This is a genomic window from Veillonella rogosae JCM 15642, assembly GCF_002959775.1.
Taxonomy (GTDB): domain Bacteria; phylum Bacillota; class Negativicutes; order Veillonellales; family Veillonellaceae; genus Veillonella; species Veillonella rogosae.
The window spans coordinates 54,347-75,722 of the sequence record NZ_PPCX01000012.1 but is presented as its reverse complement, the minus strand read 5'-3'; the positions used below and the strand labels follow the sequence as shown (position 1 = coordinate 75,722).

Here is a 21,376-nt window from a genome sequence, read left to right as displayed (position 1 = left end):
TGCGGTTGACTGCATTAAAAAGATATGATATAGTATATTGTATAATATGTAATTATATACTATTGAATAAGGAGGTCATATATGACAAAAGAAAGATTTAATATGTTAGTTGGTTCTATTGGTGCATTTATTGGTGTATTTGTATTTTTAGCTTATATCCCACAAATTATTGCTAATCTTCAAGGTAATCCTAGTCAACCATGGCAGCCATTATTTGCAGCAGTATCTTGTTTGATCTGGGTATTATATGGTTGGACAAAATCACCTAAACGTGATTTTATCTTAATTGTACCTAACCTAGCAGGTGTAGTTTTAGGTACGCTAACATTCTTAACATCTTTCTAAGTGTTATATGTAGAAAATAAATAGTATTAATTTCTATGGTGAATAATAGGTCTATATTTAATAATAGTGAAGCTATTAAGTTGCTATATAAATATAAATTAGGTCGAATCGTATGATTCGGCCTTTTTTAGAAGAGTAAAACTTATCTGTTAAATTAAAATATTGATTAGCGATAAATTTACTATAATAAAAAATAATTTTTATGATAATGAATATTGATAATTAAATTCCTAGTATAGTACTAAGTATTTTAATTAAAATGATAATTGGTGCATTCTCATTTATTGAGTATAATACTCAATAAATTAAATGAAAAATAATATCAAAATATAGATAAATATAGGCTTTTTATGATAAAAAGGAACAATTATTATGCAAAAAAATATACATTTTTTTATCATTTTCATTTGACTTTCAATTAGAACTGTGTGATAATGAGAACATAAGTTGAGGCAAGTGCCTTTCTAAATGATAACAAAAGTTCTGATCTATATTTTTGACGGAGGTCCTAATTATGAGAGTTATTGCTGATGGTTGCATTAAATGTGGTTCTTGCGCATCTGTTTGCCCAGTTTCTGCTATTTCTGAAGGCGAAACTAAATACGAAATCAACGATACTTGCATCGATTGCGGTTCTTGCGAATCCGTTTGCCCAGTATCTGTAATTTCCGCTGAGTAATCACAAATAAAACACGCCCCTCATTGAGGGGCTTTTTATTTTGCCTAAAATTGTGTAACTTAGTATAATAGGACTATTAAGATATATATTATAGTAAGGGAGTTAATCTTGTTTTATACTGTACTAATTATTTGGCTTTTATTAGACCAATTATCTAAATATTATGTAATGAACCATTTTTTGTTAGGTGAATCGTTACCGGTTATTCCTAATGTATTCCATTTAACATATATTATTAATCGCGGCGCTGCTTTTGGAATGTTAGCAAATCAACGTTGGTTCTTTTTGCTCGTAGCGTTCATTTTACTTGGTGTATGTGCTTATTATTGGAAGCACTTGTCTAAAGGGCCTTGGACATTGCAAATCGGATCTGCTTTATTAGTTTCTGGCGCCATTGGTAATGGTATAGACCGTTATATGATTCACGGCGTTGTGGATTTTTTTGATTTCCGTGTATGGCCTATTTTTAATATTGCAGATATCGGTATTTGTGTAGGTGTAGCTTTTGTGGTGTATCATTTATTCACTGTGAAAGAAGACCATGAATAATCGATACTTTCAAGGTGATGAAAGATTTTTGAAACTGTGGACATATATAATACGTAGCTATAGAGAGGTAAAGGATGAACGAATATATTGTTAGTGCTGAACAGGAAGGTACGAGACTAGACGTGTTTTTAACGGAACAGATGGAAGGTTCTCGCAGCTATATTCAAAGCTTAATTAAAGGCGGTCACGTTATCGTTGGTGGTAAAGTAGGTAAGGCCAATCTTCGTCTCACTCCTAACATGGTCGTTCAGGTAGAGATTCCCGAACCTGAATCCGCAGAGGTAAAGCCTGAAGATATTCCATTAGATGTATTGTACGAAGATCATGATATTATCATCGTAAATAAAGCACGTGGTATGGTGGTGCACCCAGCGGTAGGTAACTATTCTGGTACACTTGTAAATGCCTTGTTATTCCATTGTAAAGATTTATCTGGTATCAACGGTGAAATTAGACCTGGCATCGTTCATCGTTTAGATAAAGATACATCTGGTGTTATGATGGCTGCCAAAAATGATGCTGCTCATATTGGATTGGCGGAACAAGTAAAAGAGCATTCTGCAAAACGTACATATTGGGCTCTTGTACAAGGTAATATCGTAGAAGAGAAGGGGACCATTAAGGCTCCTATTGGTCGACATCCTAAGGATCGTATGAAAATGGCTGTAGTCTTTGAAAATAGTAAAGATGCAGTTACTCATTTTAGAGTATTAGAGCGTTATGGTCATCAAACCTTGGTAGAGTGTAATTTAGAAACAGGTAGAACACATCAAATTCGCGTTCACTTTGCTCATATTGGGCATCCTGTTGTTAATGATCCATTCTACGGCTATCGCCGTATGGACTTCCCTATTGAAGGGCAAGCGTTACATTCTCGCTCTTTAGATGTAAAACATCCGATTACAGGCGAAGATATGCATTTTGAGGCACCAGTACCAGCTGATTTTGAGGCGTGTTTGGAATTCGCTAAGACGTATCGCGAAGATAAACGAAAATAATCTGATAGAATACATTTTTGTACTTAGTTTACTACTTATTTGTATATAGGGGCATAGAGATATCTATGCTGTAAGGGCGTATATATGGAAAAGAAACGCTTACTGATGGACCAAGACGCTATTATGCGTGCTGTTCGTCGTATAAGTCATGAAATTTTAGAACGCAATAAAGGTTTATCTGATGCACTTATTGTCGGCATTGAACGGCGTGGTGTTATCTTGGCAAAACGTTTACAAGCCGAAATCGAGCGCATTGAAGGCATCCATATTGACTGTGAGTCTTTAAATGTTGCTATTTATCGTGATGATCGTGATGCCCGTCCTAAAGAAGGGGAGCCTTGTACGATTGATACGACGGAAAAGACGATTATTCTTGTGGATGATGTGCTATATACAGGTCGGACCATTCGTGCTGCCTTAAATGCATTGATGTCGGCAGGTAGACCTAAATCTATTCAATTAGCGGTGCTCGTCGATCGTGGTCATCGTGAACTACCTATTCGAGCAGATTATGTAGGTAAAAATATTCCTACGTCTCATCTTGAAAGTGTACGCGTTGCTGTCGCTGAACTAGATGGTGAAGAAGGGGTTACAATACAGGAATAACCTGTATTGTAACCCCTTTTTGAGTTCAGATGATGTACACCAGTCTAGTTGTATAGATTTATTATAGAGTACTTAAGTACTTATAAAACAGTTACTTAATATATTGCGGTGTATAGGTATAGTCCCTATGACCTATACGATTACTTTCATTATGGAAGCATAAGGCTTGTATATCGGTAGCTAACGTGTCGATATGATGCATTGTTTGGCCTAGTGCGCTTAGTTCATTAGCTGCTTTAGCCCATTTTTGAATAAGTGGTATTTCGTATTCGTTACGGAGCCATTGACGACCTCGATTGTTAAAGGCTAATAGTCGAGCATATTGTGGGCCTTCTTCTATGGCGTTTTGTAATACATCTTTTTTTATACCTAGTGTGAGATAAGCGCCCATTCGTTGTAAGCGGGCATAGGTATAGCGCTTAGATTTAATTTCTTCTGTGGCTGTAGTCCAAGAAGTCTGTTGAGCTGCTTTTGACCATAAATGCTCAATTCCTTCACTGAAATCACCCAATTTTTCTAGCTCTTTTGGCGTTGTACGCCGACTTAAACTGTGTACCATATCATAGTAACGGTTATAATTCACATAATTACCGTTTTCTGTTACTTGAGTCATATCAGATGCAATTGATAGAGGAATAGTAGCTTGCAGTTGAGAGGATAGATTACCAGTGCTAGTGATACATTGAGAGGATAGATTACCAGTGCTAGTGATAAGTTGACGCAATGCTGTGCCGGATGGCAATTCATCAGTAAGCGTTTCTTCGTGATGATTAGAAGTACGTAAAATAGGTATGTATTCAAGCTTTGCATTATACGCCAAGCCTGCACGAATATATTCAAGGCCTAATAATGCATTTGGTGTATTGAGTATTTCCGTATCTAAGGCTTTGCGGAAAGCCGCACCATAGGACAGGCCTTCCTTAATATAGGTTCGCAACTGTTCTTGCGTACTTTCACAATCCATACGTTTGGCTATGTCTACGAGAGCATCTAAATCAGCAGTTTCAGAACCAAAGGAGAGTGCATCAATATCGAGTGCTTTCACCATACGAATGGCACCAGTCCCAAATAATTGTGCGCTACCCGTGGAGTAGAGGGTAGGTAGTTCAATGACGATATCTGCACCACCGAGAATGGCCCAGCGAGCGCGATCAAATTTGGAAAAAATCGCCGGTTCCCCCCGTTGTACAAAGGAGCCACTCATGATACAAATTCGTAGAGCATCTGGATGTAGCTGTGCTAAGGTATGCAGTTGATGAGCGTGACCATTGTGAAATGGATTGTATTCGCAGATAATACCGATTGTTTTCATAGAGACTCCTTTCATTAGTGATAGTGTAACAAAGCCTATAGATACTGTAAATAAATTTTAAGGATATGTAGATAAAAAGAGCCATTATACGCATAAAATTGTGTGTTAATATAAAGTTTTTTGTAGATTTTCTTGGCTCTATAAGCTATAATTAACTGTAAATGCTGAATTGATGTGAGGTATATGATGAAACAAAATTGGAAACGTACATTACAAGGGGCTCTGCTCGGTGCTGCGCTACTAGCAATGGCGGGATGTGGGTCAAATAATGTAATGGATACATATAGTTTTGGCCATCAAGTTATCCGTGCTGGTCAATCTGAGATTACCATCGCTTTGCCTTATGAAATGGGTAAAAGTACAAAAAATATGACTGATGATGGATATCCTATCGATATTTATGGGTCTGTTACAGAACATATGGTAATTGAAGTTGAAGCATTGCGTGCTGGTGAAAATAAACCATTACCTACAGTTGATGAATTCTTAAATCGTAGCAAATCTGAATTCACTAAACTGGGTGCAACCATCAAGGAAGAGTCCGTAGCATTGGGTGGAACATCTGCTAAGAAGCTAGATGTAACGTATGCAACGCAAGGGCAAACATTTAGATTTTCTCAATACGTATTCTTAGATCAAGGCGTATTGTGGAATATAATCTACCAATATCCTGAGAAGGATCAGGTAGGTGCTGATATCAGCAAAGAAATTCAAAACAAGATTCAAGTTACACAACAGAAAGAGGGTTAATCGATGAACGTATTAGTAGTTAACTGCGGTAGTTCTTCCTTGAAATATCAATTACTTGATATGACAACTGAAACAGAATTGGCAAAAGGTCTTTTTGAAAAGATTGGTGATCAAGACGCTATGTTCACTCACAAACGTCCAAACGCAGACAAATTAGAACGCGTTGAACCAATCTTGAACCATAAAGAAGCACTTCGTATTTTGCTTGATATTTTAGTTGATGCTGAATATGGTGTAATTAAGTCTATGGACGAAATCGACGCTGTTGGTCATCGTGTAGTACATGGCGGTGAAAAGTTTGCTGACTCCGTATTGATCACTCCAGCTGTTATGGATGCATTAGAAGAATGTAGCTCCTTGGCACCATTGCACAATCCTCCAAACATTCAAGGTATCGAAGCTTGCCAAGCTATTATGCCAAACGTACCACAAGTTGGGGTATTTGATACTGCATTCCACCAAACAATGCCTAAAGAAGCTTACATGTATGCGCTTCCTTATGAATACTATGAAGATTATGGTATCCGTCGTTACGGTTTCCATGGTACATCCCATAAATATGTTGCACAACGCTGCGCTGAATTGATGGGGAAACACATGTCCGATCTTCGCATTATCACATGTCACTTGGGCAACGGTTCCTCCGTGGCAGCGATCAAAGGTGGTCGTTCTATCGATACTACAATGGGCTTTACTCCATTGTCTGGCTTGATTATGGGTACTCGTACTGGTGATATTGACCCAGCTATCGTTCCATTCTTGATGAATAAAACTGGTATGAACTACGATGAAGTAGACACTGTTATGAATAAAAAATCCGGTGTACTTGGTATTTCCGGCGTGTCTAACGACTTCCGTGTAATCGAAGAAGCAGCGGCTAATGGTAACAAACGTGCTCAATTAGCATTGAATATGTTCCACTACAAAGTTCGCCGTGTAATTGGTGCGTTCGCAGCAGTTATGGGTGGTGTTGATGCTATCGTATTCACAGCTGGTATCGGTGAAAACGGTATTGGTAACCGTGATGCAATCTGCAATGGTTTAGAATACTTAGGTACTCGTATTGACTCCGAACGCAATAATGTTCGTGGTAAAGAACAAGAAATCAGTGCTGAAGGCTCCAAAGTTAAAATCTTCGTAATCCCTACAAATGAAGAAATCATGATTGCTCGCGATACTCAACGTATTACATCAGCTTTGAAAAAATAATATAGTTCGTATCTGAACTAGGTGACTAATAGAGTCATTAAACCCCGTCTATATCTAAGATATGGACGGGGTTTTTGTAGTTTTTATGCATAGAATACCTTATAATAGGATGTATAGTTATAAAGTAGTGATTTCTTTTAAAGGGGTAAAGTATGACGGTATTATATGAAGAGAAGTCTCAGCGCGCTAAAAGTGCAGAGTTATTAGTAATGTGTTTTGTATTCTTGTTGCTGTGTGCAGTAGCATATACAACATATCGAAGCATTCAATTACATACGGTATTATTAGCTGAGTATTTCATTGAAATTATGGCTATCATTGTTATTGTTAAACAAGCGGTTAGTCGATATACATATATTTTGACAGATACAAAACTCATCATTGAAGAATCTTCTTTCTTTAGAAAACGTCATTTTGAAGTAGATTATGACATGATCGATGGGGTATTTAAGTTTGAGCGCGAGCTATTGTCGAATATTAAATATCGCTACAAATATAGAAAATGTTCCACCTCTGATCCACGTCCAATCTGGTCTTTGGTATATGCTATTGTAGAGGACAATAAGGTTAAGAATGGTCGATTGTTGTTGAAAGCAGAAGATAGATTCTTTGAAATATTAGAAGAAAAAGTTCCAGGCCGTATTCGTGTGCCACAAGCAGATATCGTCTTTTATGCATCAGTTCGTGCTGATGCGGTAAAACATGGTGAAGATGTACAAGAATATTACAAAAAGTTAACAACACCTGAAAAGGATGGCCCTGATATTCTTGTTTAATTTACAGATATTTTCTAATTTATTTTATCTAAATTAGTTGGAATAGTTTTATTTATAAAACGGTAAAATTAACTAAAATTTGTATACGATAAAGGAGTGCATATGGCGGGATTGTATTTGGCGAGCCAATCACCACGCAGAACTGAATTATTAACACAAGTTGGTATTGACCATACTGTAGTATCGAGTAGTTATGAAGAGCCTAATGAAGGTTACGATAGCCCTATTGAGATGGTAAAAGCTCAAGCTCTAGGTAAAGCTCGTTGTGCTGTAGGCATTCCTGAAGGTGGCATCGTACTAGGTGCAGATACTATTGTGGTCCTAGATAACGAAGTATTAGGTAAACCTCAAGATGAAGCTGATGCACGGCGAATGCTAGAACGTTTGTCGGGTCGATCTCATTCTGTAGTAACTGGCGTAGCACTGCTTATCAAAGGGGACGAAGTAGTATTTCACAATGAAACAAAGGTGTATTTCAAAGAATTAGCACCTTTTGAAATTGAATCTTATATTGCTAGTGGCGAGCCTATGGATAAGGCGGGTGCCTATGGAATTCAAGGTAAAGGAGCACTTTGGGTAGAGAAAATAGAAGGCTCTTATACCAATGTAGTAGGATTGCCAGTTGAGCATGTATACGACGAACTATGTAAAGCATTAGGGGCTAAATAACTCTATCATTTTATAGCTATAAAGTTATAATTGGCTGTGCTGTGCTGTGCTGTGCTGTGCTGTGCTGTGCTGTGCTGTGCTGTGCTGTGCTGTGCTGTGCTGTGCAAGAAATATATAGAGAGAGTAGATGTGTTGGTTACTTGATTGATAGATAGATGGGATAATCTTTTTGAATGGAGAGATTCTATGGAAGTACCAACAGTAAGTGTAAAAGACATGTTGCCATTTCAACGTCCCCGAGAGAAGTTTCTTACTCTCGGACCATCTCACCTGGCAATGGAGGAGTTACTTGCTATTTTATTGCGAACAGGCGTAAAGGGGCAGTCCGCCATATCACTGGCCAGTGATATTGTGCAATCCTTTGACGATGGTGTATATGGTCTCAATCGAATGACCGTTGAAAATCTCGTGAAAATTAAAGGTATTGGCACCGATAAAGCAGTGACCTTATGTGCAGCTCTTGAAATGGGAAGAAGATTAGGGGAACTTAAAATTAAGGAAACATACGAAGATTTTTCGCAGCCTTTTGTTATAGCCCAATACGTAATGGAACGACTTCGCCATGAAGATGTAGAGCATGTGTGGGCTGCGATGCTCACATCGCGCAATAAGCTTATTCAGTTAGAGCATATTTCTAATGGTGGTCTAGTATCGAGCCTTGTAGAGCAACGGGCGGTCTTTAAAAAGGCCATAGCTTGTAATGCTGCGGCTATCATCTTGATTCATAACCATCCGTCAGGAGATAGTCGGCCTAGTGATGAAGATATACGCCTTACCAAGTTATTTGTCAGTGCTGGTCAATTTATGGGGATTCCCGTGCTTGATCATATTGTCATAGGGGACAATGAATTTACTAGCCTCAGTGAGATAGGTAAACTTAGCTAGGAGAATAAAATATTATAAAACCATAAATTTTTAGGCTCATATATTAACAAAAAGCACTCATTTTGATGAGTGCTTTTTACTATTTTTATGTATGACTTATGAGTACATGACGTATGCGTTATCAGTGCTTTTACCATAGGGGAAAACCCTCTATATCAATGGAAAAAGTCTTTCTATCTATGGTAAAATGGAATGATGATGTAATGAAGGAGAAATTACTATGAGTTCCATTTTACCTACTCTAGGAAGAGATGTAAGTATAGATATTGGTTCCATACAAACGCGCCTCATGGGTGGGACGCGAGGAACCGTTATAAGCGAACCATCGATTATAGCAACAGATACAAAACAAGAAAAGGTAGTTGCCGTTGGGGATGAAGCAGCGCGCCTTGTGTTGCGCATGCCAGATATGTGGCGTCCTTTGACGCCTTTAAAAGACGGCTTTATCGTCGACTATCGCGTTATGCATACCATGCTTAACTATTTTTTAAATAAGGTTTCTAATGCATTGCGTCGTGCTCGAGTTCTCGTAGGTGTTCCTTGTGGCATGACCGATGTTGAACAAAGAGCTATGATGGATGCTGTTATTCAAGCTGGTGCTCGAGAGGTATTCCTCATTGAAAGACCTGTAGCAGCAGGCATTGGTTGTGGGGTACCTATCTTTGAAGCCCGCGGATCTATGATTATTGATATCGGCGGCGGTACCGTTGATATGGGCATTGTTTCCTTAGGTGGCATTGTAGATAGTAAAACCATACGCTTTGGTGGTTCTGATATTAATAATGCGCTTTTGCGTTACGTTCGAGAGTGCTTTGGTGTTATCGTATCAGATGAAACTATCTTAGATATTAAACATACCGTAGGTACTGCCATTGCTCCATTAGAGGATGCTGAGTATGCCTTCCAAGGTCGTGATATGATGAATGGCTTAGGTAGACGATGTGTAATACACCAATCAGAGGTATATCAAGTAATCAACGATTGTATTGCGGGCTTACTTGATGAAGTTAAGCAAATGATTCGTTCTGCAGCTCCTGAGATTGTAGCGGACATTATGCAACATGGCATTTGGTTAACCGGTGGTACTGCAAGACTAGCTGGTTTAGCCGATCGTATCGGCACTGAGTTAGGTGTGCCTGTTCACGTTCCAGAAGCGCCTGAAACAAAGGTCGTTGTGGGCCTTAACGGTGCATCTTCTGATTTAGTGAGCTTATCGCGTTTTATTGTAAATTCTAAGAATAGAAAGGGCCGAGACTAGTATGATACAGTCAGATAAAAAATTAATTATCGTCGTTGTCATTAGCTGTATCCTCTTGGCATTGCTCGGTTTTGCTTGGAAACAACGAACTAGTATTCCTTTTGTTACTGTTACCCTTGAAGGGATTACGACTCCTTTTGCCTATGGCTCTGCCCGTCTATTAGAGGGCGTACAAACAAGCTTTACGGTGCTGAATAACGCTATTTCTTCTACCATTGAAAGTGAAGCAGAAGCGTCTCGTAAAGCTGCATTAGAGCAAAAGGTTGTTAACTATGACGAGGTTGTAGCAGAAAATATTCGCCTGCGTCAACTTTTGAACTATAAGAGCAATCATCCAGAGTTTTCCATGACTTTGGCTGGCGTTATTACTAAGGATTACGGTACGTGGACAAATACTTTTACCATCGATAAAGGTAGTGAAGAAGGCATGGCCGTAAATATGGCCGTCGTTGTACCAAGTGGTGTAGTTGGTTTTATTACTGACGTATATCCACACTCTGCTCGGGTGCAAACGATTCTTGACCCTCGTAGTGCAGTAGGCATTCTTGTACAGCGTCCCGAATCTCGTTTGTCTGGCGTTGTAAAAGGTAATGGTAATACCCCGCGCACACCATCCATGGTGAACATCGCTCGCGATGGTGACGTATTGGTAGGGGATAAATTGATTACCTCTGGTTACGGCGGTATCTATCCTAAGGGGTTACCAGTAGGCAATGTGCAATCTATTGAAAATGATACAGAAGGCTTTGTAAAAAATGCGGTAGTTACACCAAGTGTTGATTTCCATCGCATTGAAGAGGTGTTCGTACTCACGTCATCCTCCCTTAGTGCACCGCAAAAGCCTGAGCTTGAGCCTAAACTTGTGCCTCAAACGCAACGAGATCAAGTAGAAGGGGCAAAGGGGGCCGTTAAACAATGACGCGTCTAGCTTTAGTCCTTTGTGGATTTTTAATTTACTTTATTCAGGCTCAACTGTTACCTGCTATATTCCATACAAACTGGTTACCAAACTTGATTTTAACCATTACTGTTATGGTAACGCTTTTTAAAGGGCGTCGCATGGGCCTCATGGTAGCCGTTGTAGGTGGTATCGTTCACGATGTACTGATATCTAACTTCTTTGGGCTCCATTTATTCCCCTATGTAATCGTGGTGTATCTCTTATCTGCAGTGAAACATCGCATTTATGAAGAACGTTGGTATTGGTCGAGTGCCATAGTGGCTATCTGTACATTATTAGATGGCTTGATTCGTAGCTTTATGATATTAGCTAGTGGTGGTGACTTACACCTGGGTGTATATCTATTACATATGGTCGTACCTGTTCTATTTTGGAATGGCGTATTGGGTGCTATTGTACATGGCTTGTTGTGGCGTAAAGAGGAACAGCAAGATTATATTTGGTAAGTTTGGTTAGGAGGTGAAAGAGTGCTAGAAGGCCTCTATAAACGGAAAAAAACGAGTCGCTTTGATGTACTCTTTTACATTGTAGCGGCCATATTTATAGTGTTAGCTCTGCGTTTGTTGACGTTGCAAATCTTGGCTGGTGGTTATTATCAAGCTAAGGCAGAAGGTAATCGACTGCGCATGGTTACAATGACAGCTGCTCGTGGTATTATGTACGATCGAAATGGTCAAATTTTAGTCGGCTCTAGACCAGCTTATACTATTTCTATTATGCCAACCGGTAAGGCCTTAGATGAAGGGGAAGTTGCTAAATTAGCAGCATTACTAAAAATGAAGCCTGAGGATATTACGAAAAAGGTGAATGACCACAAGTATGGTTATGAGCCAATTCGTATTGCCAACGATATTTCAATGGACGTAGTAACGACTATTGAGGAACACCGTCATGAATTACCAGGCGTAACGATTGATGTGGAGCCACTTCGTTATTATCCATATGAGACGATGGCATCTCAGCTCTTTGGCTATGTAGGGGAAGTGAGCGAGGAAGAATTAGAAGAGTTAAAACAGAAGGATCCGAATACCCTTGTTAGTGGCGGCACTATTCTAGGTCGTTCCGGTCTTGAAAAATTATATGATTCTATTTTGCGCGGTACCGATGGTGGTAAGCAGGTAGAGGTAGATGCTACAGGTCGCCCTGTGGCGGAGGTGGACCGGAAACATACGGTTCCCGGCTCTAATATTCATCTAACCATTGATGTGAATTTACAAAAGGCTGCAGAAGAAGCTGTTAAAAATCAACTCGATCAACTGCGGGCCCAAGGTATTCCAGCCCAAGGGGCTGCTGTAGTGGCCATGGACCCTAATACAGGCGCCATTTTAGCTATGGTTAGTGCTCCTGAGTTCAACCCAAACTGGTTTGCTAAAGGCATTACAACAGCTCAGTGGAATCAGCTTAATAACGATAAGAATCATCCCTTTGATAATAAGGTTATTTCTGGTGAGTATCCACCAGGTTCTCCGTTTAAGATTATTACGGGGACGGCTGCGCTAGATCTTAAAAAGGTTACGCCTGAAGAGATGATCTTTGATAGCGGTAAACATTGGCTTATTGATAAGCGTAATGCGGAAGGTGAAGCATTAGGTTGGCTTAACTTTAATAAAGCCCTTGCCAAGTCTGACAACGTTTACTTTTATGAAATGGGTAATCGCGTTGGCATAGAAGAGCTTGTAAAATATGCGGGCTATTTTGGTATTGGTGAAAAAACGGGTATCAATTTGGCGGGCGAGGCTGCTGGTAATATGGCAAGTCCTGCGTATAAGCGTAAAGTCTTTGATGAGGATTGGTATTTAGGGGAAACCTTTGATGCGGCTATCGGTCAGTCTTTCACCTTAGCTACGCCGTTACAAATGGCAGTTATGCTTAGTGAAGTCGCCAATGGTGGTATTAAATATCGACCATATGTGGTAAGCCGTATTGATAATAAGGATGGTACGCCGAAAGAAATCTTTGGACCTGATAAACTCGGTATTCTACCAGTTCCTAAAAATATTATGGACCTCATTCGAGAAGGTTTGCGTGATGTTACTAATGAAGGCGGTACTGCAGGGGATTTATTTAAAGGATTTCCAATTAATGTGGCTGGCAAGACTGGTACTGCGGAAAATGCACATGGCCGAGATCATGGCTGGTTTGTAGCCTATGCACCATATGATAAGCCACAAATTGTTGTGGTTGCACTTGTAGAACAAGGTGGATTTGGTGCCGGATCTGCAGGTCCTATCGTACGTGATGTATTGGCTGCGTACTTTAATGTACCAGTGAATAAGAAATCTAATGATACAAATAGTAAAAGTAACAAAGAGACCGCTACTGGGGCCAATACTGCTAATGGACAGAAGCCGCAGAATACGGTAACGAGTGGGCAACCAAGAAAGGATTAGTATGGGCGAAATCATCGGTGTTGTATCTGGTAAGGGTGGTGTAGGTAAAACTACCATTACCGCTTGCCTAGGTGCAGCCTTAAGCCATGCAGGGCATCGCGTATTGCTCTGTGATGGAGACTTTGGATTGCGCGATTTAGACCTTGTATTAGGTGTGGCAGATGAAATCATCTATGATGCACTTGATGCGAGTGAAGATAAAGACTATACAGATGACGCGATCGTATCAATCGCTGAAAATTTAGATTTTTTACCTGCTAGTCAAAGTGCTCGCTGGGAAGATATAGGTCGCAAGAAATATAAAAAGTTAGTACGTCGCCTCTGCGATGTATATGATTATATTCTAATTGATGCACCTGCAGGTATCGGCAAGGGAATAGAGTCTATTTTAGACTTAGTCAGTCGCTGTATCGTTGTGACCCATCCTTTATGGGTGTCCTTGCGTAATGGAGCTCGCATGATTCAAGTCTGTCAGGAACATAATATTCGTGACTATGCCATAGCATTTAATTCAGTGCCTATGGAAGGAGAGGACATCAATTTATATGATATGTTAGAGGTCCTACGCGCTGAATATGTAGGGGCTATGATTCCTTACGATGAAGATGTATTAACGTATACGCAAGACGGTCATTTATTAGAACTTGTTTCTATGGATCTAACATCAGTATTAGCACCTCTTGTCGATTATGTTGTGACTGGCGATTGTTGGGAAGATTACGATGTACAAAAGCAATTTGATGATTATGTAGCTAAAAAGAAAGCTAGTAAGGCGCAAGCGAGTACACCTAGTCTTGCTACAACAGGAGAGTCGATCTTTGACGATTCTAGCCATGTTCATTACATTAATCGCGGTGGTTGGACTACGCAACGATTGTTGGTACAAGGTAAGCAAAGCTTGTGGCGCCGCCGCAAGTTGAATTAGGTGGTATGATGTGGCAGAAAATATGGACAGATAGTGATTGGACTATCATCATATGCACTTTATTACTCGTTGGAATTGGCCTTACCGCTATTGGTAGTGCTACCCATGTGAATCAAGAGGCCATCGGATTTGGTAGTTTAGTAGTAAAACAGCTAGTATTCTTTTTAGCCAATGTAGCTGTTGTTATAGGCATGCAATTTATTGATTATCATCGCCTTAAAGGGTGGGGGAATATTATTTATGGTATTACCCTACTTATGTTAATAGCCGTTATGGCGGTTGGTACCTCTGCACTAGGAGCGCAACGTTGGATTCAATTGGGGCCTATTACGATTCAGCCATCTGAATTTTCTAAACTATTGATGATTATCTGTATGGCAAAAATGCTAGAGCCTCGCATTGGTAAGTTAAATACATTTAAGTCTTTAATATTGCCTGTATTATATGTTGGGGTACCTATTGCACTTGTATTTTTACAACCTGACTTAGGTACATCTCTAGTGTACATTGCCATTTTTGTGGGGATGCTATTTATCTCTGGTATTAAAACTAGACTCATAAAAATCATTGCGGGCACTGGTTTATTATTGATGCCTTTAGGCTGGTTTGTACTGAAAGAATACCAAAAACAACGTATTCTCGTATTTTTAAATCCAGATATTGATCCGTTTGGATCTGGCTATCATATTATTCAGTCTAAGATTGCCATTGGTTCAGGTTTGATTTTTGGCAAAGGTATCTTTAATGGTACACAGAGTCAGTTGAACTTCTTACCAGAAAACCATACGGATTTTATTTTCTCCGTTATTGGTGAAGAATTTGGCTTTGTTGGATGTATTGTGGTATTGCTCTTATTGTTTATGTTGATTTATCGCAGCATTCAAGTGGCATATACGTGCAATGATAACTTTGGTATGTTATTAGCGACGGGGATTGGCACAATGTTTGCCTTTGAGGTACTCGTAAATGTAGGGATGACCATTGGTATCATGCCTGTAACGGGTATTCCATTGCCATTCCTAAGTTATGGTGTTAGTGCATTAACAACTAATATGCTGAGTATCGGTATTTTATTAAATATTGCTATGCAGCGCACAAAATATATATTTTAATATCCTTTCATAGGATTGATTGTGAAAGAAGTCTTTCAAAAAAGACGGAGGATGTATGGTTCAATTAGATACGTCATGGTTACAACATGTCCAAAAGCCCGCTCGTTATACAGGCGGCGAATATAACAGTATCGTAAAAGATCACAGTACTGTTGATGTAACGATGGCATTAGCTTTTCCCGATGTGTACGAAGTGGCAATGAGTCACTTGGGCATCAAAATTTTATATGGTTTAATAAATCGTCGTGAAGATGCGGCGGCAGAGCGCGTATTTGCACCGTGGCACGATATGGAAGAAGAAATGCGCAAGCGCAATATTCCTCTATTCTCCTTGGAAACGCGTACGCCTATTAAAGACTTTGATGTGTTAGCTTTTACACTTCAATACGAAATGAGCTTCACAAACATTCTAAATATGCTCGACTTAGCGGGCATTCCAATGTACGCTAAGGATCGCGATATGGATTTTCCATTATTAGTATGTGGCGGTCCATGTGCGTTTAACGTAGAGCCTATTGCAGATTTCTTTGATATTGTATCCCTCGGTGAATCTGAAGAGTGGGGCGATGAATTTGTTGACCTTTATAAAGCTGAAAAAGCAAAAGGATTCCCAGATGGTAAGGAAGGTTTCTTACGTAAAGTAGCGCAAATTCCTGGTACCTATTGTCCAGCGTTATACGATGTAGAATACACAGAACAAGGTGATTTTAAATCTATTACACCTCGCTTTGAAGAGGTGCCAGCAGCTGTGGCAAAACGCATCGTAGAAGATGTAGAAAATGTGTTCTACCCTACAAAACCTGTAGTACCATTCTTGGATATCGTGCATGACCGCGCAGTACTAGAATTGTTCCGCGGCTGTACACGGGGCTGTCGTTTCTGTCAGGCTGGTATGTTATACCGTCCTGTTCGTGAAAAGACGCCAGAGCGTTTGCTCCAAATTGCCAAGGATACGATTGCTAATACTGGTTATAATGAAATCTCTTTGATGAGCTTGAGCTCTGCGGATTATTCTAAATTGCCAGAGCTAGTAGATATGCTCATGGAAGAGTTCAAAGACAAACAAGTGAGCGTAAGCTTGCCATCCTTGCGCATCGATAGTTTCTCCATTGATATTGCAAAAAAGGTGCAACAAGTACGTAAGAGTGGTCTCACTTTTGCTCCTGAAGCAGGTACACAGCGCATGCGCGATGTTATCAACAAAGGCGTTAGCGAAGAAGACTTATTGGCAGCGTGTACAAATGCCTTTAAATCTGGGTGGAATACAGTTAAATTGTACTTCATGATGGGCCTTCCTACTGAAACTGATGAGGACCTAGCAGGTATTGCTGATTTGGCTTATAAGGTGCTTGATTTGCATCGTGATATTACTGGAAAACGCAATGGTTCTGTAACTGTCAGCGTATCCTTCTTCGTACCAAAAACACATTCTCCATACCAATGGTATGGTCAACAAGATGTAGAGGAAATTCATCGTAAACAACGCTACTTAAAATCTCTCATCAATAATCGCAATATTTCCTATCATTACCATGATGGCTATACTGGCTACATGGAGGCTGCCTTTGCTCGTGGGGACCGCAGATTATCTGAAGTTCTTGTAAAAGCCTGGGAAGCAGGTTGTAAATTTGATGGTTGGACTGAGTTCTTCAACTATGAAACATGGTTGAAAGCCTTCGCTGACTGTGGTTTGGATCCAGCATACTATGCACGCCGTACACGTGACTTTGATGAGCCATTACCTTGGGATCACCTAGACTGCACGGTAAGTAAAGCGTTCCTAAAACGCGAGTGGGAAGAAGCGGTAGAAGCAAATCTTACAGGCGATTGCCGTCGAGCTCCATGTAAGGGCTGTAATGTATGTCCAGAGCTTGATACAGCTATTATTGACTATAAGGAGGGTGGCAGAGTTGAAAAAGTTACGTTTGGCCTTAAATAAAGGCGAAGAATTGAGATTCTTGTCGCACCTTGATTATGCACAAGCTGTAGAGCGTATGATTCGCCGCGCAGAAATTAAAATGGCTTATTCTGAAGGCTTTAATCCACATATGAAAATTAGCTTCTCCTCCGCACTTGCTCTAGGTGTAACAGCAGCGGCTGAATATATCGATATGGATGTACTGGAAGAAGATTCTGTAGAGTCTATCATGGAGCGTTTAAACCGCGTAGCACCGCCAGGTCTTGAAGTGCTAGATGGCAAAGAAATGCCTGAAAAGGTGAAAAAGATGATGGCTATTTGTAACTTTGCTATTTACGAAGTTACAGGTCCTATAACGGATGAACATGCTGATTGGAATGCATTGCTTAAACCTTTTAATGAAGCAACGGAAATTTCTTATGAAAAGGTAACTCCTAAGAAAACTCGTACCATTGATGTGAAAGAATTTGTAAAAGAACCTATCGTAGCATCTGTTAAGGATGGTATGGTAACCCTTACAATGGGCATCGGTATTTATCCGCAAGGTACAATCAAACCTAGTGAAGTGTGGAACCTTGGTAAAGATCAATATAACTGGCCTATTACGACGGGATATGAAATTCACCGTAAAGCCATTATGGTAGAAAACGAAGAAGGCCGTTACACTCCATTGGAAATTAATTACTAATTCTTTTTACATAAATTTTAAGCAGTTATATAAGCTTTAGTGATTTAAATGAACTATATATTTTGAATTGAAAGAAGGGAGGGATAGGATGCATAAAATTTTGGTCAATGTTATGCGCGAAGAAATCCGCATGGCTGTTATCGACGAAGAAGGTCAGTTAGTAGACTTTGTCTTAGAACGTACTGATGAGTCTCACATGGCAAATCATATGTACAAGGGTACTGTTAAGAATGTACTTAACGGCATGCAAGCGGCCTTTGTTGATATTGGGGGCTCGCAAAACGCGTATTTGAACCTTCAACAAGGGAAGGAACAGAAAATCTTGCCACGCCTATCTGTGGGGCAACAAGTTCTTGTTCAAGTCGTAAAAGAGGAGATGCTCGGTAAAGGGGCTCGCGTTACTGCTGATGTGAGCCTTGCCGGTCGTTTTATGGTACTTTTACCATATTCTGAAGGTATGCACATTTCTAAAAAGATTACCGATGAAGTGTTGCGAGCTAAGTTACAAGAGTTGGCGGCACCGTATGTGCAAGAAGGTTGCGGCTTTATTATCCGTACAGCAGCGGCTAAGGCTAGCGCTGATGAAATTGGTCGAGATATGGACTACTTGTGGCGCACATGGCAACATGTGTTAAAGCGCTTTAAGGTGGCTAAGAGCGGCACTGATCTCTATAGTGATGCGGACTTCTGGTTCCGTCTTGTGCGAGATTATGCGCACCGCAATGTAGAGGAAATCATCGTCGATTCCGATATGGGCGAATCTCGATTGATGGATCTCTTAGGTCATGGCCCTACATCACAGCAAATTAAAGTGACACGCCATCGTGATAGCACACCTATCTTTAAAGCCAATCACATTGAACCTCAATTAGAAGATCTTATCTCTCGTGATATCAATCTTCCTTCTGGCGGATCCATCCGCATTGATCATACAGAGGCACTTACCGTATTCGATGTGAACTCTGCTCATTATACGGGCAAATCCAACAAGCTTGAAGATCTGGCTTTCACCGTTAATAAAGAGGCGGCTAAAGAAATCTGTCGTCAATTGCGATTGCGAGACATAGGTGGCATTATCGTTGTCGATTTTATTGACATGAAAGATAAACAAAATCAACAAGAATTGTTGAAAGTGTTAAGTGCGCAAGCCAAGTTAGACAAGATGAAAACTGTGGTATGTGGTATTAGTTCACTTGGTCTCGTGGAAATGACGCGTAAGCGTGCGCGCCAAGGCTTGCAGACATTGATGTTTGATACTTGCCCTCAATGTGGAGGGACGGGGTATATGTTGTCTGGTAGAACAGTATATATGCAGATTGTTCGACGTATCCGTGAATTGTTTAAATCGGGTCGTATTAAATCTAATCTAGAAATTGAAGTCCATCCAGAGGTAGCTCAATATTTAACAAAGGCCGTTCTTGAGGACCTAGGCGAGTCTATGGGCCGGAAGATTTCGATTGTGGTAAATCCACAAATTAGTCGCGAAGGCTATTCTTTGATGGCTGTCGCAGAATAAAGTAAGTAGTTTGTTGATAGAGGAATATTGTGTCAGTATTTGAAATTGTATTAATTAGCATGGGTCTTGCTATGGATGCCTTTGGCGTATCTATCGGCAAAGGATTGTCCATGCCCGTAGGTGAGAATGGACGAAAAGTGACCTTAGCGTTTTTATTTGGGTTGTTTCAGTTTCTCATGCCCGTTATCGGTTGGCTCATTGGTCGCCAGTTTATCGATGTAATCGCCGATTGGGATCATTGGATTATCTTTGGCCTTCTCGGCTATTTAGGTATCGCTATGATTAGAGAAGGCCTTAGCGATGAAGATGATGAAGACGATGATAAGCAGTTTTTAGGTGCTTGGGAAATGATGATGCTCTCTGTAGCCACCAGCCTTGATGCCATGGCTGTCGGCCTTACCTTTGCCTTCATGCCCATCAATGTGTGGGAAGCATCTACTATGATCGGTGTTATTACCTTCGGTATTTCTTTAATTGGTGTATACTTAGGTAAATTTATGGGCCAGTTTGTTGGGAAATATGCAGATATTCTCGGTAGCGGTGTACTAATTCTCATCGGTACCAAAATACTTTTACAACATCTCGGAATTATCGGAGAATTTTAGAGGTTTGTATATATATGAAAGTATCAGAAACTGAACTATTTATGTTGAATTTTGTTTGACATGGATAGGTAAATAGGATATACTATATCAGTATTAGTTCGGTTTACTGAACTTTGCAATCCGCGTGAAGCAGGTTTAAACGCCCGACCGAAGTTCGGGTCGGGATACCGAATTCAGCGAGTTCGATAACAAGGAGGTGTTCTCATGTACGCAATTATTAAAACTGGTGGTAAACAATATCGCGTTGCTGAAGGCGATGTAATTACTATCGAAAAATTGGAAGCAGCTGCTAACGAGTCCGTTACATTCGAAGAAGTTTTGACTGTAGTGAATGACGGCGATGTTAAAGTTGGCGCTCCTCTTGTAAACGGTGCAAAAGTTACAGGTACAGTTCTTGAGCATGGTAAAGGTAAAAAAATCTTAGTATTCAAATACAAAGCTAAATCCAACTACCGTCGTCGTCAAGGCCATCGTCAACCGTTCACAAAAGTTCGTATTGAATCTATCCAAGCTTAATTATGGTTTCCATTAGAATCCAGCGGAATAGTGATGGTCAAGTCATTGGTTGTCACCTATCCGGTCATGCAGGATATGATGAGCATGGCTTCGATATCGTATGTGCTGCAGTGTCTGCCTTAACGGCAACGGCAATGTTAGGACTTACCCAGATTGCTCAACAAGAAGGGGAATATACGAATAGCGAAGGTCGATGTGATATAGTTCTCTCTGGGACGATTAACCAGAGTGGACAGGATATTCTGGGGACTATGCTTCTCGGTTTAGAGGAAATTAGCCGTCAATATCCAGAGTTTGTCCAAATACACGAAATATAGGAGGTGAACTTAATGTTTACTTTTGATTTGCAATTGTTCGCACATAAAAAAGGTGTGTCCAGTACTCGTAACGGTCGTGACAGTGAATCTAAACGTCTTGGTGTTAAATGCCATGATGGTTCCATCGTAAAGAGCGGTAACATCATCGTTCGTCAACGTGGTACTCACTTCCACCCTGGTACTAACGTAGGTATCGGTCGTGATGACACTTTATTCGCACTTGTGCCTGGTAAAGTAGCATTCGAACGTGCTGGTCGTTATAACCGTAAAGTTAGCGTATACCCTGTAGAAGCTTAATTTTACAAAGACTATTAATCCCTAGTGGTTTTCCACTAGGGATTTTTTGTTTTTCTGTAGTATGTGTCTGATAGATATATTATAATTAAGCTTAG

The 21,376-nt window shown here is 40.1% G+C and carries 24 protein-coding genes; 23 read left to right on the top strand and 1 reads right to left on the bottom strand.

The window, feature by feature from the left end:
- Positions 1-81 precede the first annotated feature (81 nt).
- The 5 genes from VRHSUH09_RS08905 to pyrR all read left to right on the top strand — a co-directional run bounded on the left by VRHSUH09_RS08905 (position 82) and on the right by pyrR (position 3,177).
- Positions 82-345, top strand: coding sequence for a SemiSWEET family transporter (locus VRHSUH09_RS08905; protein WP_054746836.1), 264 nt, complete (start codon positions 82-84; stop codon positions 343-345).
- A gap of 514 nt (positions 346-859) precedes the next feature.
- Positions 860-1,024 carry a 4Fe-4S ferredoxin gene (locus VRHSUH09_RS08900; protein ID WP_005386021.1) on the top strand — a complete coding sequence of 55 codons (165 nt, stop codon included), beginning with the start codon at positions 860-862 and terminating at the stop codon, positions 1,022-1,024.
- Between the two features lie 108 nt (positions 1,025-1,132).
- The gene (gene lspA, locus VRHSUH09_RS08895) at positions 1,133-1,573 is read left to right on the top strand and encodes a signal peptidase II (RefSeq protein WP_105081963.1); all 441 of its coding nucleotides are present in this window, start codon (positions 1,133-1,135) and stop codon (positions 1,571-1,573) included.
- A 74-nt stretch (positions 1,574-1,647) separates the two neighbouring features.
- On the top strand, positions 1,648-2,571 hold the full coding sequence (locus VRHSUH09_RS08890; protein ID WP_054746834.1) for an RluA family pseudouridine synthase: 924 nt from the start codon (positions 1,648-1,650) through the stop codon (positions 2,569-2,571).
- Between the two features lie 84 nt (positions 2,572-2,655).
- Entirely contained in the window at positions 2,656-3,177 is a 522-nt protein-coding gene (gene pyrR / locus VRHSUH09_RS08885; RefSeq protein ID WP_105081962.1) for a bifunctional pyr operon transcriptional regulator/uracil phosphoribosyltransferase PyrR, read from the top strand.
- Positions 3,178-3,268: 91 nt separating this feature from the next.
- Here the strand turns inward: pyrR and VRHSUH09_RS08880 are convergent, their stop codons facing one another.
- Positions 3,269-4,489 (bottom strand): tRNA(Met) cytidine acetate ligase, encoded by a 1,221-nt coding sequence (locus tag VRHSUH09_RS08880; protein WP_105081961.1) that lies wholly within the window; start codon positions 4,487-4,489, stop codon positions 3,269-3,271.
- A gap of 186 nt (positions 4,490-4,675) precedes the next feature.
- Here VRHSUH09_RS08880 and VRHSUH09_RS08875 point away from each other — a divergent pair, with 186 nt between their 5' ends.
- The 18 genes from VRHSUH09_RS08875 (at position 4,676) to rpmA (ending at position 21,281) form a co-directional block, all read left to right on the top strand.
- A complete protein-coding gene (locus VRHSUH09_RS08875; protein WP_054746832.1) occupies positions 4,676-5,239 on the top strand; it encodes a hypothetical protein in 564 nt (187 codons plus the stop codon).
- Positions 5,240-5,242: 3 nt separating this feature from the next.
- Positions 5,243-6,448: an acetate/propionate family kinase gene (locus tag VRHSUH09_RS08870; RefSeq protein ID WP_105081960.1), complete on the top strand. Its 1,206-nt coding sequence runs from the start codon at positions 5,243-5,245 to the stop codon at positions 6,446-6,448.
- Positions 6,449-6,600: 152 nt separating this feature from the next.
- Complete coding sequence (locus VRHSUH09_RS08865) at positions 6,601-7,224, top strand: hypothetical protein (protein WP_054746829.1); 624 nt, start codon at positions 6,601-6,603, stop codon at positions 7,222-7,224.
- 102 nt (positions 7,225-7,326) lie between these two features.
- Positions 7,327-7,893, top strand: a complete 567-nt coding sequence (locus tag VRHSUH09_RS08860; RefSeq protein ID WP_105081959.1) for a Maf family protein — start codon at positions 7,327-7,329, stop codon at positions 7,891-7,893.
- A gap of 186 nt (positions 7,894-8,079) precedes the next feature.
- Complete coding sequence (radC, locus tag VRHSUH09_RS08850) at positions 8,080-8,778, top strand: RadC family protein (RefSeq protein WP_105081958.1); 699 nt, start codon at positions 8,080-8,082, stop codon at positions 8,776-8,778.
- 220 nt (positions 8,779-8,998) lie between these two features.
- Positions 8,999-10,036, top strand: coding sequence for a rod shape-determining protein (gene mreB / locus VRHSUH09_RS08845; RefSeq protein ID WP_009351303.1), 1,038 nt, complete (start codon positions 8,999-9,001; stop codon positions 10,034-10,036).
- Between the two features lies 1 nt (position 10,037).
- Positions 10,038-10,955 (top strand): rod shape-determining protein MreC, encoded by a 918-nt coding sequence (gene mreC / locus VRHSUH09_RS08840; protein ID WP_105081957.1) that lies wholly within the window; start codon positions 10,038-10,040, stop codon positions 10,953-10,955.
- Complete coding sequence (gene mreD / locus VRHSUH09_RS08835) at positions 10,952-11,443, top strand: rod shape-determining protein MreD (protein WP_105081956.1); 492 nt, start codon at positions 10,952-10,954, stop codon at positions 11,441-11,443. Before mreC ends, mreD begins: the two co-directional genes overlap by 4 nt.
- Positions 11,444-11,464: 21 nt before the next feature.
- A complete protein-coding gene (gene mrdA, locus VRHSUH09_RS08830) occupies positions 11,465-13,387 on the top strand; it encodes a penicillin-binding protein 2 (protein WP_105081955.1) in 1,923 nt (640 codons plus the stop codon).
- A gap of 1 nt (position 13,388) precedes the next feature.
- Positions 13,389-14,312, top strand: a complete 924-nt coding sequence (locus tag VRHSUH09_RS08825) for a P-loop NTPase (RefSeq protein ID WP_054746825.1) — start codon at positions 13,389-13,391, stop codon at positions 14,310-14,312.
- Positions 14,313-14,320: 8 nt separating this feature from the next.
- Positions 14,321-15,424: a rod shape-determining protein RodA gene (gene rodA / locus VRHSUH09_RS08820; RefSeq protein ID WP_009351144.1), complete on the top strand. Its 1,104-nt coding sequence runs from the start codon at positions 14,321-14,323 to the stop codon at positions 15,422-15,424.
- A gap of 55 nt (positions 15,425-15,479) precedes the next feature.
- Positions 15,480-17,363, top strand: coding sequence for a TIGR03960 family B12-binding radical SAM protein (locus VRHSUH09_RS08815; protein WP_054746823.1), 1,884 nt, complete (start codon positions 15,480-15,482; stop codon positions 17,361-17,363).
- Entirely contained in the window at positions 17,335-18,030 is a 696-nt protein-coding gene (locus VRHSUH09_RS08810) for a TIGR03936 family radical SAM-associated protein (RefSeq protein WP_054746821.1), read from the top strand. Before VRHSUH09_RS08815 ends, VRHSUH09_RS08810 begins: the two co-directional genes overlap by 29 nt.
- An 88-nt stretch (positions 18,031-18,118) precedes the next feature.
- Positions 18,119-19,546: an Rne/Rng family ribonuclease gene (locus VRHSUH09_RS08805; RefSeq protein WP_105081954.1), complete on the top strand. Its 1,428-nt coding sequence runs from the start codon at positions 18,119-18,121 to the stop codon at positions 19,544-19,546.
- Between the two features lie 29 nt (positions 19,547-19,575).
- The gene (locus tag VRHSUH09_RS08800) at positions 19,576-20,151 is read left to right on the top strand and encodes a manganese efflux pump MntP (RefSeq protein ID WP_054746817.1); all 576 of its coding nucleotides are present in this window, start codon (positions 19,576-19,578) and stop codon (positions 20,149-20,151) included.
- A gap of 204 nt (positions 20,152-20,355) precedes the next feature.
- Entirely contained in the window at positions 20,356-20,667 is a 312-nt protein-coding gene (gene rplU, locus VRHSUH09_RS08795) for a 50S ribosomal protein L21 (protein ID WP_004698652.1), read from the top strand.
- A 2-nt stretch (positions 20,668-20,669) separates the two neighbouring features.
- On the top strand, positions 20,670-20,984 hold the full coding sequence (locus VRHSUH09_RS08790) for a ribosomal-processing cysteine protease Prp (protein WP_105081953.1): 315 nt from the start codon (positions 20,670-20,672) through the stop codon (positions 20,982-20,984).
- Between the two features lie 12 nt (positions 20,985-20,996).
- Complete coding sequence (rpmA, locus tag VRHSUH09_RS08785) at positions 20,997-21,281, top strand: 50S ribosomal protein L27 (RefSeq protein ID WP_054746816.1); 285 nt, start codon at positions 20,997-20,999, stop codon at positions 21,279-21,281.
- Positions 21,282-21,376 lie beyond the last annotated feature (95 nt).